At 59.7% G+C, this 13,072-nt stretch carries 13 protein-coding genes; 9 read left to right on the top strand and 4 right to left on the bottom strand.

Annotation, left to right across the window (positions count from 1 at the left end; genetic code table 11):
• From VMH22_09600 to VMH22_09580, 5 genes are all read left to right on the top strand, one after another.
• On the top strand, positions 1–664 hold a 664-nt coding region (locus tag VMH22_09600), incomplete at its 5' end, for a glycosyltransferase family 1 protein (GenBank protein ID HTW91950.1).
• Positions 665–672: 8 nt separating this feature from the next.
• Entirely contained in the window at positions 673–1,815 is a 1,143-nt protein-coding gene (locus tag VMH22_09595) for a glycosyltransferase (GenBank protein HTW91949.1), read from the top strand.
• 79 nt (positions 1,816–1,894) lie between these two features.
• Entirely contained in the window at positions 1,895–2,845 is a 951-nt protein-coding gene (locus VMH22_09590; GenBank protein ID HTW91948.1) for a porin, read from the top strand.
• A gap of 177 nt (positions 2,846–3,022) precedes the next feature.
• Positions 3,023–4,315 (top strand): hypothetical protein, encoded by a 1,293-nt coding sequence (locus tag VMH22_09585; GenBank protein ID HTW91947.1) that lies wholly within the window; start codon positions 3,023–3,025, stop codon positions 4,313–4,315.
• 333 nt (positions 4,316–4,648) lie between these two features.
• Complete coding sequence (locus VMH22_09580) at positions 4,649–5,986, top strand: hypothetical protein (GenBank protein HTW91946.1); 1,338 nt, start codon at positions 4,649–4,651, stop codon at positions 5,984–5,986.
• On the opposite strand, the gene VMH22_09575 is transcribed toward VMH22_09580, so the two are convergent.
• The 4 genes from VMH22_09575 to VMH22_09560 form a co-directional block, all read right to left on the bottom strand.
• Positions 5,980–6,321 (bottom strand): MerR family transcriptional regulator, encoded by a 342-nt coding sequence (locus VMH22_09575; protein ID HTW91945.1) that lies wholly within the window; start codon positions 6,319–6,321, stop codon positions 5,980–5,982. The two genes, VMH22_09580 and VMH22_09575, sit on opposite strands and share 7 nt — an antisense overlap.
• Positions 6,318–7,307 carry an NAD(P)H-dependent glycerol-3-phosphate dehydrogenase gene (locus tag VMH22_09570; GenBank protein HTW91944.1) on the bottom strand — a complete coding sequence of 330 codons (990 nt, stop codon included), beginning with the start codon at positions 7,305–7,307 and terminating at the stop codon, positions 6,318–6,320. The genes VMH22_09575 and VMH22_09570 overlap by 4 nt, the downstream gene beginning before the upstream one ends.
• Positions 7,304–7,906 carry a glycerol-3-phosphate 1-O-acyltransferase PlsY gene (gene plsY, locus VMH22_09565; protein HTW91943.1) on the bottom strand — a complete coding sequence of 201 codons (603 nt, stop codon included), beginning with the start codon at positions 7,904–7,906 and terminating at the stop codon, positions 7,304–7,306. The genes VMH22_09570 and plsY overlap by 4 nt, the downstream gene beginning before the upstream one ends.
• Positions 7,907–8,289: 383 nt before the next feature.
• Complete coding sequence (locus VMH22_09560) at positions 8,290–9,042, bottom strand: class I SAM-dependent methyltransferase (protein HTW91942.1); 753 nt, start codon at positions 9,040–9,042, stop codon at positions 8,290–8,292.
• 229 nt (positions 9,043–9,271) lie between these two features.
• On the opposite strand from VMH22_09560, the gene VMH22_09555 reads away from it, so the two are divergent.
• From VMH22_09555 to VMH22_09540, 4 genes are read left to right on the top strand one after another with little or no spacing between them, the layout of a single operon-like run.
• Positions 9,272–9,973, top strand: a complete 702-nt coding sequence (locus tag VMH22_09555) for a hypothetical protein (protein HTW91941.1) — start codon at positions 9,272–9,274, stop codon at positions 9,971–9,973.
• Positions 9,960–10,691 carry a hypothetical protein gene (locus VMH22_09550; GenBank protein HTW91940.1) on the top strand — a complete coding sequence of 244 codons (732 nt, stop codon included), beginning with the start codon at positions 9,960–9,962 and terminating at the stop codon, positions 10,689–10,691. The genes VMH22_09555 and VMH22_09550 overlap by 14 nt, the downstream gene beginning before the upstream one ends.
• A 59-nt stretch (positions 10,692–10,750) precedes the next feature.
• Positions 10,751–11,956 (top strand): 2,3-bisphosphoglycerate-independent phosphoglycerate mutase, encoded by a 1,206-nt coding sequence (locus tag VMH22_09545; protein ID HTW91939.1) that lies wholly within the window; start codon positions 10,751–10,753, stop codon positions 11,954–11,956.
• A complete protein-coding gene (locus VMH22_09540) occupies positions 11,957–12,517 on the top strand; it encodes a hypothetical protein (GenBank protein HTW91938.1) in 561 nt (186 codons plus the stop codon).
• Positions 12,518–13,072: the final 555 nt, after the last annotated feature.

Genomic DNA, 13,072 nt, shown 5'->3' with positions numbered 1-13,072 from the left:
TATCCACCATGGTATCGACGACTGCTACGTCCCATGTCACGATCGCGAGTACCTGACGCAAATTCGAGAGCAGCTAGGGTTGCCGATGCTCTACATCCTGCATGTCGGGGTTGTGGAAGCAAGGAAGAACATAGAAACCTTGTTGAGGGCCGGCGCGCCGCTTGTCCGTGATGGAATAGTGGACGGCATTGTCCTCGCGGGTCGCGACGGTAGGGGAGCGGATTCCGTGCGGAGGGTCGCTCTTGAGCTGGGCATTATTGACAGTACGCACTTTCTCGGCTATGTGCCGCAGGAAATGATGCGCGGGCTATACAACCTCGCGCAAGTGCTGGTCTTTCCGTCTTTGTTCGAAGGATTCGGCCTGCCCATCGTAGAGGCGATGGCCTGCGGGACACCCGTCGTGGCCTCAAACTCGTCGTCGCTCCCGGAGGTCGCCGGCGGCGCCGCCTTGCTGTTTCCCGCAAACGATGTCGCGGCACTGGAGAGAGCCCTGCGGCGCATCCTTCAAAACGCTGAACTGCGTGCCGAGTTCCGACGACGAGGACTGGCACGCTCGGCCGACTTCTCATGGTCCAAGTCTGCTGTTCAGCATCTCGAGGTATATCGCCACGTCCTAGCCCAAGGCGGCATCCGCGATGCGGCACCGAGAAGGTGGCTTTGCTAGGCGTTCTCGTGACCAGCCTGACTGCCATCCTGTTGATCTGGGTTCCGATTGGTGTCATGATATACAACTGGGTGTTGTTCCCGATACTGTTGGTTCTGTTGGTCGTACTGAAACGGTCAAAGCCAGCGGCCGCCCAGGCCGTGGAGCTACCGCGTGTGTCGGTGGTCATCGCGGCTTGGAATGAGGAACTGTGCATCGCCGACAAGATCAGGAACTGCCTGGCCTTTGACTACCCGGCAGACCGACTCGAGATTGTCGTCGGTACGGACGCGGTCACGGACCACACGAATGAAATCGTCAGATCATTTAAGCGTGAGAATGTGCACCTTTGGACAACAGACGAGAGACTGGGTAAGTCTGAGGTGCTCAATCAGCTCGTCCCCCTTACCACCGGCGACCTTGTGCTCTTCACGGATGCCGATGTGCTGATGTCGTCTGACGCACTGCGCCTCGCTGCCAGCCGATTCCACGACGAGAAAGTCGGCGTGCTGCTATTCCATTATGAGCGGAGAAACGAGGATGGTCACGTGGCCGAGGGAGCTTGGGACCGATATGAGAACTGGCTCAAACGACTCGAAGGTGAACTCGGCGCGGCTGTTGGGGTCTATGGATGGGCAATGATGTTGCGCCGGTCGCTATGTCAGCCGATTCCTCCCGAGACCATAAACGACGACTGGATAATGGGAACTCGGCCGTTTCTGTGGGGCTATTCTGCCGTCTATGAACCCCGGGCAAAGTCGTGGACAAAGGCGGAGACCGCGAGAGTCGAGTTCACGCGCAAGACCCGCATAAGCCGCGGAAACATACAGGCCTTTTTCATGATGCCGGACGTGTTTCTGCCGAGTCACGGAGTCAAGTCTTGGGTGTTGATTTCCCACAAGTTCCTGCGCTGGGTGACGCCGTTCCTGCTGTTGGCAATACTCGTAGGCAGCGCGGTTTGCTGGCACATTCCATTTTTCCGCGTCGCGCTGATGCTCCAGCTTCTCGCATACCTGACGACCCCCCTCGTGCTAGTTGCACGCGGCCATCTACGAAAGCTCCTGTTTCCGCAATACTACGTATGGACGAACCTGGCCCTGCTTGTCGGTTACTGGCAGTACTTTTTTGGTAGGAGGCTGGCATACAACTGGCTACGGACAGCCAGACGCTGATCGTCCATGACCGATCATCCTGCTGTGCTTCACACTGCAGGGATGCGGATAGACGCTCGCGATTGAAAAGGAGGACCAAATGGCTGGGATGCGCAACGTATTGTTACGGTTTCTGCTACTACTCGCCGTTGTAGGTGTTGCCCGGGCCGAACTGAGCCTGATCAGTGACAAGTTGACGATGGACGCGCTAGTCGCGAGCAGCGCGCAATGGTGGCAGGCACAGACGGGAGGACTCGCTCACAGCGAGTTTGTCCTCGATCGAGTCTCTGCGCCGATCGGAATGACCGGACAACTGAGCCGCGCCGTTTCCTTCCGAGCAAGTGGCGATGTCAGCATGCTCCAGCCGCAGGACTTGTACGTCGACCTGCAATGGCGTGATAGTTTCCGGCTGCGCGCGGGCCAGTTCCTGCTTCCACTAGGGATGGACGCCATGACACCGCCCGACAGTCAGAAACTGCCAAGTAGTTCATTCCTGGCCAGCTACGCCAAGCCAACGGGAACGCGAGATGTCGGGATTCTCGGAAGCTGGGCGCCTGGCCGCTTCTCGGTGTCGGCCGCAGTCATTAACGGCGGTGGCGCGAATCTCAAGGACGACAATACCAGTAAGGACCTATGCGGGAGAGTGACCTTCAAACCGCTATCGGCGGTGGATGGGATTCTCGCCCTACGCGCCTACTACGGGCGGCCCGATACGGCAGACACGGCCTGGCGGACTCTCGCAGCCGAGGCCCGCCTCGTCCACGGTCCGCTTGAAATCCAAGCCGAATTCCAGAACCTTAGTGCTCAGCACATTCGGAACAACATGGCGTATCTCCAGGCGGCATCGGATAGGGGTGTACTGAAGCCAGTTGGACGGCTGGATCTGACCTTGTCCAACGGGGGGGTCTCAGAGTGGATGATAGCCGGGGGACTCAACTTGCAGCCTGTCTCAGATCACTTCAGGGCCACGCTTGACTGCACCTACCATAAGAGCTATCAGGGCAACTGGAGTGTCTTCGGTTTCGACATCCGGCTGCAGGCATGGCTGTAGCCTCGGACAAATAGTCGACCTGATGAGCGAGATGCCTTGAACGGACACGGAGTCCGACCGCGCCCATTGCCTCACATAGGAACAGAGACCACAGCCTCGACCAGTTCCGTCCGCAGTGCGGGATCTCACGCCCGTTCCAGGGCTGCTGGGTTCTTCACTCTCTGGGCTCCGGTTTTGTTGTTCATCTTGGTGCTGCTGGTTCACGGCCTCAGTCGTGTCTCACAGTCGTGCGATTCCATATGGTCGGTCAACGAGGCTCTCACTATTGCCAAGGAAGGCAAGACCGACCTCGACGAATATCGCGACTCGATTCTACCGGGGCCGCACTACCTTTACGTGATGATCAATGGACACATATATAGCAGCTACCCGATCGGTACACCGCTGCTCGCCGCGCCTTTTGTGTATCTGATAGACGTGGGGCTGCGTGCCTTGGTTGCGACCCCGCTATTGCCCGAGCGGTTTCTGGGCAGGACGCGAGCGAACGGCAACCAGATGGCGGGCGCAGTTTCCCACCACGGGCGAGTGGAGATACTCGTGGCATCGCTCTTTGTCGCATTGACTGCAGTGCTTTTGTACTTCGTGGGGCGGCAGTTTCTCAACGGGTGGCTTTCACTAATCCTGGCCTGCATCTTTGCGTTTTGCACGCCAGCGTGGTCATCGGCAAGCCGGGCCCTGTGGCAACACGGTCCATCAATGCTGATGCTGGCCGCCGCCCTTCTAATTCTATTGAAGGCCCGCGAAAAGCCCTTCCTGGCGCAATTCGCCAGCCTCCCGTTGGCCTACTCCTTTGTTGTTCGTCCGACAAACGCACTGTCCATCGTCGGCCTCACCCTGTTCGTTGCCATTCGCCACCGCAGGTACCTCCTGCGCTACCTTGCATGGAGTCTGGTCGTCGTCGTGCCGTATCTGTGGTACGACCTATGGCTCTACCATTCGATTTTGTCGCCTTACTACGCACTCGGCCAGCAGAGTACGACTGCACACTTGTTTGAAGGTCTGGCCGGGACTCTGGCCAGTCCATCCCGCGGTCTCTTCGTATACTCGCCAGTGTTTCTTTTCGCCCTCGGCGGCATGGTCCTGAAACTGAAGAAGGGCCAGGACAGGGTGCTTGACTTGCTTCTGGTGGCGGTAGTAGCGGCGCATTGGCTCTTCATATCGAGCTTTCCAGATTGGTGGTACGGCGGCCATTCGTACGGCCCTCGCCTCTTCGCCGACATGGTACCCTATCTTGTGTACTTCTTGATCCCCGTTTTGATTTGGTTCGCTGAGAACCGCGGCGCGCTCCATGGTCTGCTCATGGCGGTTTTTGTGTTGCTTGTGTTCGCGAGTTTCCTCATCAATCTCAACGGGGGCGTGAACAATGCGACGTTCCTCTGGAACGTAGATCCAGTCAACGTGGACACGAAGAAGAGTCGGCTCTGGGACTGGAGCGATCCGCAATTCCTAAGGGGGATTCTCAGGCAGTAGTCTGGTATCGGCTCGACATGCGCAACCGTTGGGAGTCACTCGTCGGCGTGCCGTCAGTCGGCGAGTCTCGCTACCTGCAATTGGCCGTGGCGTTTCTGCCGGACCGGAGAACATGCTTGCCTCCCCGGGGAAAGTACTTCCTTCCTGAGTCAAGGGAGGGTCTTGCTGCCGTATCTTCTTACGCCTTGCTCTCCTGCGAAGCGCGGTTGGCTTGTTTGAGGTGCGACCGGAGCCAGCCAGCGATTCGCGCCGTTGCGCTCAGGCAAGACGGTAACTGGGAACCGAGCACATTGCTTCGTCGGGAGAGCCGTAGGGGAATCCGCGTTCTCTGACATGAACACACAAGCGGACAGGTCGTGGCATACGTCCTACGTGCTCATACTTGGTCTGGTTTTTGCTGCCTCGGTCGCACTGACTCTCGTATCCCTGAAGTACGGTGACAACAAGGTGCTAATCCTGAGTGACGGAAAGGGGTACTACGTCTGGGCCAGGTCCATCATTCTCGACCACGACATCGACTTTCGCAATGACAACCGGCTAGTACATGAATCGGACGGATTCCAGCTCGACTCTGTCACGCTGACCCCCGCGGGACACCCTGCCAACAAGCTCCCGATCGGCGTCGCAATACTGGAGGTGCCCGGAGTCCTGATAGGCCACGTCATGGCTCGCTACGTGACGCATTCCCCGACAAATGGCTGGTCAACACCCTATCAAGTCGCCGTCGCTTGGTCACTGATGGTGTTCTATTTCGTATCTTTCCTGCTTCTGTACCGCGCTATGCTGAGTCTCGGCGTGGCTGAAGTGTGGGCATTCGGCTTCTGCCTGACGGCGTTGGTTGGTACCAACCTGATTCATTACGTCTCGAAAGAGATGACGATGGCCCACGGGGCGGGAGTCGCGGTGTTCAACATCCTGCTGTTCCTCATAGTCAGGTGGGTTCGCGCCAGCGAACGTACTCGTGCGGTCCGCGGAGTGCTGTTAGGGGGGCTTGTCGGGCTGCTGTTCTTGATACGGAACACGAACGCGCTCTTGCTGCCGGTGTTGGTGGCAATTGTCTGGCATCGGAAACGAGTCTCACTTCGTGAGTCGGTGCCGATGCTCGCCGGCGCCGCGGCAACCGTCTCCCTCCAGCCCGTGAGTCTATGGTTTCTTTGGGGGCAAATTCGCTTCTCCACCTACTACAATGAGTACTTCACGGCAGGGATTGCCGGAATCCTGAACGCTCTTATATCTGTCCGGAACGGTCTGTTTGTCTACAGCCCGTGGTACGCAATCCTGATTCTCCTCGCGGCCTACAGTGCGATCTGCATGCCCCGGACTAGATACATCTGTGCAGCAGCGGTCGCATCCTTCTTGCTGACGGCTGTGGTCAACGGCACGTGGTGGTGTTGGTGGTTTGGTCAGAGCTACGGGAACCGAGCCTTCGTCGAGCTGCTGCCAGCGCTCTCTCTGGCCGCGGCTTTGACAGTTTCGCATCAGAATGTCGGCCGGAGGGCTAAAGCCGCACTAGTTGTCGCCATGCTGGCTGTCACGGCCATGAATCTCTATCTCTGGATGGGATGTCTTCTTCAGGCGCTCCCATCGGACGGCAACCACACTATCGGACAGGTCTACCTATGGCCACTGTCACATAGCGTGCGGTCGTTGATAGACCGCCTGGCTCACTGACCCAGTCCGGCTTCGAGCTGAGCCTTGATCGCCAGGAGTTCTCGCTTGAGCCAGAGAAGGGTCTGGCGCTGGTCGCTGGAGGCCGCGGGTTCGGTCGCCTGGGCCGACATCTTGGCAAGCTGACGGCGGGCGCCGGACACAGTCAGTTTCTCGGTACGGATCAGGTGTTTGATGAGCTGCAGACGCTCAAGCTGGGCCTCGTTGTACATGCGGCGGCCGGCGGAGTTACGGTCGGGTTTGATGCCGAATTCGTGTTCCCAGTAACGGAGGATGTGGGGCTTGATGCCAAGCCTCCGGCAGACCTCAGTGACCAAGTAGTGCTTGCCCCGAGTCATTTCCAAATTTCCTGACGCGGGCTCCTTCGCAGCAGCCGCGCCATGCTGTCGTGCGGGGAGGCGCCTTCATACAGCATCCTGTAGACCTCTTCGGTGATCGGCATCTCGATTCGCTGGCTGCCGGCCAGGCTTCGGGCCGAGCGGGCGGTGGTCGCGCCCTCGGCAACTCCCGACAGACCGGACAGTGCTCCGGCTATCGTTTCGCCACGGCCGATTGCGACTCCCAGAACGTGGTTGCGGGAGTGGTCGGAGAAGGCAGTTACTATCAGGTCGCCCATGCCCGATAGCCCGGCAAAGGTCAGAGGGTTGGCATTGAATGCGAGGCCGAGACGGGTGATCTCGGCAAGTCCTCGGGTCAGTAGAGCCGCTTTGGCGTTGATACCCAGGCCGATGCCGTCGGCCACGCCGGCGGCGATGGCAATGACGTTCTTCAGAGCCGCACCAAGCTCGACACCCACTACGTCTCCATGTGAGTAGACCCGCAGGTTGCCGCCGGTGAACGCGTCCCGCACCATCGCGGCTGCGGTTTCGCTGACTGATGCCGCGACCAGCGAGGTCGGGTCGCCAAGAGCGAGGTCGTAGGGGATGCCCGGACCGGCCAGCACGACGACCGGAAGCGCGGGCAGGGCGTCGGTAATCGTGACCGACAGCCGTTTGAGAGTTCTGGGGTCAATGCCCTTGGTGACGGTTACCAGCGCTTGAGGTTTCGGATTCAAAGCCTTGACCTGTTGGACTGCACCGGCCAGCGTCTCTGAAGGCACGGCGAGCACAATCACCTGCGCGGCCGAGACGGTGCCTGCCAAGTCGTCGGTTACAGAAATCGTCGCCGGGACGTCTTCGGGCAGGTCAGGGTGACGCCTAGTCGTCGTGAGACGTTCCAGGTTTGCACGGCTGAACTCCCATAGTGAGATCTCATGTCCGTTTGCCGCCAGTCTGACTCCGAGCGCGAGTGCCCAGCGGCCGGATCCGACGAAAGCGATTCTCATCTTCTCCTGAACAACTTGAGCCAGAGCCCTAGGCGTGGCTCGGTTCCCGCAACGAGGCGACGCATGTTGGAAGAGTGTCTGGCGACGATGATTAGCGCCGTGCAGACGGCAAAGACCAGCAGGAGGATGCTGTGCCGGTAGAACACGGCGGTCAGAATAGGCAGAACAACTGCAAGCGCCAACGAGGATAGGGATATGAAACCGGTTGCGGCGAGTACCGCGATGTAGACGCCCAGTCCCGCGAGCAGGCTACGCGGGCAAAGATAGACGGCAACGCCGACCGTTGTCGCTACGCCTTTGCCTCCTTTGAATCCGAGCCAGGGGCAGAAGACGTGGCCGATAATAGCGCCAATTCCCACGAGTGCAGGTACCAGGCCAACACCATGGGCAATCGCGGTCGGGAACAGGCCCTTTGCAGCGTCAAGCAACAGAACCGGCACCGCCCAGGCCCAGCCGATTGTACGCTGGACGTTGGTGAACCCGATGTTCCCGGAGCCGTGCCGACGAATGTCAATGTGATTCAGCCTGCCCGCAAAGTAGCCGAACGGGATGGAGCCGAAGGCGGCACCGGCCAGGAGTGACCAGACGCCTACCGGCATCGAACCGGACGTCCAAGGGGTAGCAGTACAGCCTGCGCGGCCTGAGTCAGTGCCATTGAGTCCAAGATAGCTGACCACCGGTTGATGTCAAGCAACTGCGGTTGTTGCGCCGCCAGCGCAGGATGGCTCGCGGATTACGGCCTACGACCCGCGGAGGATTTATCCCACGGACGTGAGAAGATTCCGGGGACATCGAGCCGGTCTGATGGCTCTGAAGCTGTCGCGGCGGCACCGCTTGTGCGGATCTGTCATTTGAATCGCCGCCGCTGTCGAATATGGCATAACACGCGCGGCCAGAGGGCTTGGGACAAGCTCCGGTTCGCCGCCGATCTCGACTCGACCCTTCGCGGCCAGCGCTTCAAGGCAGAAAACCGACGCGGCCTCTATGACCGTTCAGACTTCCGCGCCACAGCGAAAAGTGACATTCCGAACGGCGGCTTGAACCGCCGCTCGACCGCGGCAATCAACGGCACGAGTTTGTCGAAGAGAATTGTCGGCCAGCTCTCAAGCGCGGTCTTGCGCAGGACGCGGGAGTTCCAGAACCAGCCGAGCGCGGCGATCGGATTGCAGTAGTTGAGCTGCTCGATCTCAAAGCCAATCTCATTGAGAAGGGACAGGAGTCCTTTCCGGCTGTAACGCCGATAGTGGTCGAGGTTGCGGTCGAGCGTGCCGTAGAGCGCGGAGAGCGCCGGTACGTGCAGCAGCAGCCGGCCACCCGGCTCAAGGATCTCGAACAGGTTGGCGAGTGCTTTACGGTCATCCTCGATGTGTTCAAGCACGTTCACGCAGACGACGGTGTCGAAACGCTCCGGCTTCAACTCGCGCAGTGCGTCGCTGCCGAGGTCGCACTTCAGCAATTTGAGGTCCGGAAAGTCAACCTGCATATGCGCGAGGTAGAGGTCCGAGATGTCGATGCAGACGAGATCGGACAGGTCCTGCAAGTAGAAGGTCAGATTGCCGATGCCGCAGCCGACCTCGAGCGTCTTGTGTCCGACATGGGGCGAAATCATGTCCATCACCCATATGTTGTAGTTGTGGGTGAGCGAGAACGTTCTCAGCGTCTCGTGCGCCACGTCCGCAGCGCGCAGACTGGTTGGCTGGTGAGGCACGGCCATCTTCCGCGTTGGCGACTTCACTCGGTAAGTCTATGACCGTCCTGCTGCGTGTCAACCTCGATGGCCGCGAATGCGGTTGTTGACAGCGACCGTGCCCGAACCTATGTTAATTGCGAGGCATGAATTGAGCGGCCTAGAACCGCCGGGCGAAGCAAAGCAGCCTGACGAGAAGCCTAAGCTGCCGCCGTCGACACCGGGACTTGTCTTTAAGCCGGACGCGAGGCGGACCGCGCTAGTCGCTCGCGTCCGAATGCTCACCATCGCAGCGGCCGTAATCCTGATGTCAGTTGCCTTGGGCATGCTGATGTTCTACCGTCCTCCGGTGGTTCTTCGATCTAGTCCAGCGGTCGAGCCAAAGACATTCAGCACGACTGAGAGCCTTGCCGCGTTCACGCCGCCGCCGGCAGCCGTCCAGCCTCCCGCCGCTCCGCGCAAGCTCAGTACCGTCGATGTCGCTCAGTCTGCTGTTGCGGCTATCGACACACTCGTGACCCAGGCGACCGACGAGTGGCTGCGCGCAAGCGAGCTTTCACCGCAGAGCGTCGTGACGAGCGACAATGCGGATAGCGCAGCCGCAAAGCTGCAGAGAGCCGCTATTCTCGCGGACAGCGCGCGACGGGAAATAACACTGGCGCGTCAGCAGGCCGAGTTCGTACTCGAGGCATCACGCCAAGCCGAATCAGACGCGGCTTTCCGTCTGAGCATTCTCTACACAGCCTCCGACCGCTACCTGAGGTCAATGGCGGAAGATGCCGGAGATCGGTTCCAGTACTACTCCAAGTCAGAGGCCTCGGTGAAAGCCGTCACGCTCGGGGACAAGGACGAGTCTGAGATTCAGCAGAATGCCGCCAACGGCTATATGCGCAGCTCCGAGGAACTGCAGCCGAGCATTCGGCGTCTCGCGACTGACATGCACGAATCCCTTCGTAACATACAAGATGCCGGCCGATAGCGCGCCTTCTCGCCGATGGCCGGTGGTCGGATTCGCGGTTGCGATGGCCGGGCTGTGTCTGTTGGCAGGATGCAAGTTTCCGACGACGGTCTACGGCCGACTGGCGCTGACGCCGGGGTCGCAGGGCGATGTGCGGCTGGCGCGGATTGAGTTGCACGACAGCGTCGCGTGGGATTCAGCCCCGGCCTATTCCATTGCGCCGGAGTCGGGAGGCTCCTTCAGTCTGGCCTCGTTCGAGTTCCCGGCCGTCGCGCCCGGGCCGTACTACATCCTCGCGTGGGTGGACAAAAACGGCGACGGCAAAGTCAGCGATGGCGACCTGACCGGAGTTTATGGCGGTCAGAATAGGCCCGGGTGGCCGGGCAAGCCGGTGGATGTCTATCAGGGATGGACAGTTGATGCAGGAAACATAGAGATGGCGACCTACGAGGTGCTCGCGGCCAGCGCGACCGGTTTCAGGTCACCGACCGGTGACACCACCACCTTCAGATACAGCTTTAATCATGACTTCCAACTCAACTCGCTGGCGGTTACGTTCCCGGGTCAGCCGGCGCTACCGGACCCCGCTGCTCCGGGGGAGAAGGTTGCCGATTCGACCTACTATTCCGGCGGCTGGAGCATGGGCGGACAGATGCCGACCGGAATGCACGAACTGGAGTTCCGCGGCATCTTCCGGGATTCGAGCTTCGTGCTCCGGGTCGCGGTCTCAGTCAACTAGTCTTCTCCCGGCGGTGCTGACAGCTTGACTCTCCCGCAGCAGCTCATATGATTTGAGTGATGGACCTTCTCGAGAATCTCGCGATCAAGAGCAACAAGAAGATACTGCTTGTGGTTCTTGACGGATTGGGCGGCCTGCCGCGTGAGGGGAAGACGGAACTGGAATCGGCTTCGATCCCCAATCTCAACGAACTCTCGGGCAAATCCGACCTGGGACTTCTAACTCCCGTCGATGTCGGCATCACTCCCGGTTCGGGTCCTGCCCACCTTGCGCTGTTCGGATACGATCCGGTAAGGTACGACGTCGGTCGAGGCGTGCTCGAGGCGCTAGGCATCGGACTTCATCCCGCGCCTTCCGACCTCTGCGCCCGTGCCAATTTCGCTACTCTCGCCAAGGACGGTACTCTTGGCGACCGCAGGGCCGGCAGGATTGCGACTGAGATCTGTGTAGAGTTATGTGCAAAGCTGCAGGCTGCGATTCCGACGATAGAAGACACGAGCGTAGTTGTCAGACCGGGCATCGGCCACCGGTTCGTGGTGGTGTTTCAGGGACCGGGCCTGGTCGGCGGACTGACCGACTCGGACCCGCAGCAGGATGGGCTGAAACCAATCCCTGTTGCCTCGGACGACCCGCACGCGGCCAAGTCGGCGCGTCTTGCCAACCGTTTCATCGAGCTTGCGGCCGCAGTTGTCAAGGACCAGAACAAGGCCAACTTCGTTCTGCTGCGCGGCCTGGCCCTGCCGCCGTCCATCCCATCGATGCGCGACCGGTTCAAGCTCACGCCGGCCTGCGTTGCTGCCTATCCCATGTACCGGGGACTGGCCAAATTGGTGGGGATGGAGGTGCTTGAGACCGGAAGCACCTGGGATACGGAATTGGAGACCCTGCGCAAGCACTGGGACAGCGGTTACGACTTCTTCTTTCTTCACCTCAAAGAGACTGACAAGGCAGGGGAAGACGGCGACTTCGATCTCAAACAGGAACTGATCGAGCAGTTCGATGATGAAGTCCTGCCGCAACTGCTGAAGCTCAAGCCGGACGTGCTCTGCATCACCGGTGACCACTCCACGCCCGCGCGCAAAGCCGGGCACTCCTGGCACGAAGTACCGGTGCTGCTTGCCTCGCCCTACGTCCGACCAAGTGATACCCACGAGGGCTTCGGCGAGCGGGCCTGTGCCCACGGCACCTTGGGCCGGATAGAATCGGTCAAACTGATGAATCTGCTGCTGGCTAACACATGGAAGCTAAAGAAGTTTGGGGCATAAGTGGCACAACGTCGCGCGATAATCTCAGTCTGGGACAAGGCCGGTGTGGTCGAACTGGGGAGAGCCTTGGCCGCTGCCGGGTACGAAATCCTTTCCACCTCTAAGACCGCAGCGATGATTCGTGAAGCCGGCATCCCGGTGACCGAAATCGCGGACTACACCGGTTCGCCTGAAATCCTGGGTGGACGAGTCAAGACGCTGCACCCGAAGATTGCGGGCGGCATCCTGACTACGCGCAAAGACAACACGGTCGAACCGATTGACATCGTGGTCTGCAACCTGTACGCGTTTGAAGACGGCCTTGCGCGCGGGGCCACCCACGACGAACTTGTGGAATTGATAGATATCGGCGGCGTCACCTTGTTACGGGCAGCGGCCAAGAATCATGCTTTCGTCGCGGTGGTGCCCGACCCCAAGTACTACCCGGAGATTATCGCCGAACTCGGCCGGACCGGCGGAGTCAGCGCTGAGATACGGATGAAGCTCGCCGCCGAAGCGTTCTCCATCACAAGTCGTTACGACACGGCCATAGCTAAGTACTTCCAGTCCGTAACGAACTAGGTCACGGATTCCGGTCCAAGCCGGATCGTGGCGCGCGCCGGAACCATCCTCGTTACTCTCCAAGAAGCTCGGCAAGTTGGTTGAGAAGTTCCCTGCAGAGTAATCCGGGAAGGAACTTGGATCCGAATGCGGACTGCAACTCGGCGGGGACCTCGGGACGGAACCTGGCTCGTTACTCGGCAAAGTACCGGACAAGAAGCTCTCGTCGTTGCTCGTGAGGTAGCGGACGAAGCAGTCCTGGAAACAGCCGAGCAAGTAACCCTCGTCGTTCCCCGGGATATTCCTCGGGTCGTGACTTCGGAAGTCATGCAGATAGCTACGGGGGGAGCATAGGAGGGGTTCGGGCGGAAAGTGCGAATAGTGAATTGAGAATAGAGAAGTTAGGACAAGGAGCCGCGGTTGTGGGAAAATGTCGTATACTGCAAGCGTGGCGGAAATGCCGTTGAAAGTGAGCGCGGCTAGTGGTTGCGGATGAGTGAGTTAAGTCTGTTTTCTCTGCTGTATTCTCGTGCATGGCTACCTTGCATGAGAAGTCGACCTGCTGTCGAGCGAAGG

The organism is bacterium (genome assembly GCA_035505375.1).
Classification (GTDB): Bacteria; Hydrothermota; Tepidihabitantia; order Tepidihabitantales; family Tepidihabitantaceae; genus UBA2258.
Note: the sequence above shows the minus strand (reverse complement) of the source record. Positions and strands in the feature narration are given on the sequence as shown.

Excerpts from the sequence above, each read along its gene's own strand:
- VMH22_09590 (HTW91948.1), top strand. The coding sequence starts at position 1,895 with ATGGCTGGGATGCGCAACGTATTGTTACGGTTTCTGCTACTACTCGCC.
- VMH22_09580 (HTW91946.1), top strand. The coding sequence starts at position 4,649 with ATGAACACACAAGCGGACAGGTCGTGGCATACGTCCTACGTGCTCATA.
- VMH22_09575 (HTW91945.1), bottom strand. The coding sequence starts at position 6,321 with ATGACTCGGGGCAAGCACTACTTGGTCACTGAGGTCTGCCGGAGGCTT.
- VMH22_09570 (HTW91944.1), bottom strand. The coding sequence starts at position 7,307 with ATGAGAATCGCTTTCGTCGGATCCGGCCGCTGGGCACTCGCGCTCGGA.
- plsY (HTW91943.1), bottom strand. The coding sequence starts at position 7,906 with ATGCCGGTAGGCGTCTGGTCACTCCTGGCCGGTGCCGCCTTCGGCTCC.
- VMH22_09555 (HTW91941.1), top strand. The coding sequence starts at position 9,272 with ATGCTCACCATCGCAGCGGCCGTAATCCTGATGTCAGTTGCCTTGGGC.
- VMH22_09550 (HTW91940.1), top strand. The coding sequence starts at position 9,960 with ATGCCGGCCGATAGCGCGCCTTCTCGCCGATGGCCGGTGGTCGGATTC.
- VMH22_09545 (HTW91939.1), top strand. The coding sequence starts at position 10,751 with ATGGACCTTCTCGAGAATCTCGCGATCAAGAGCAACAAGAAGATACTG.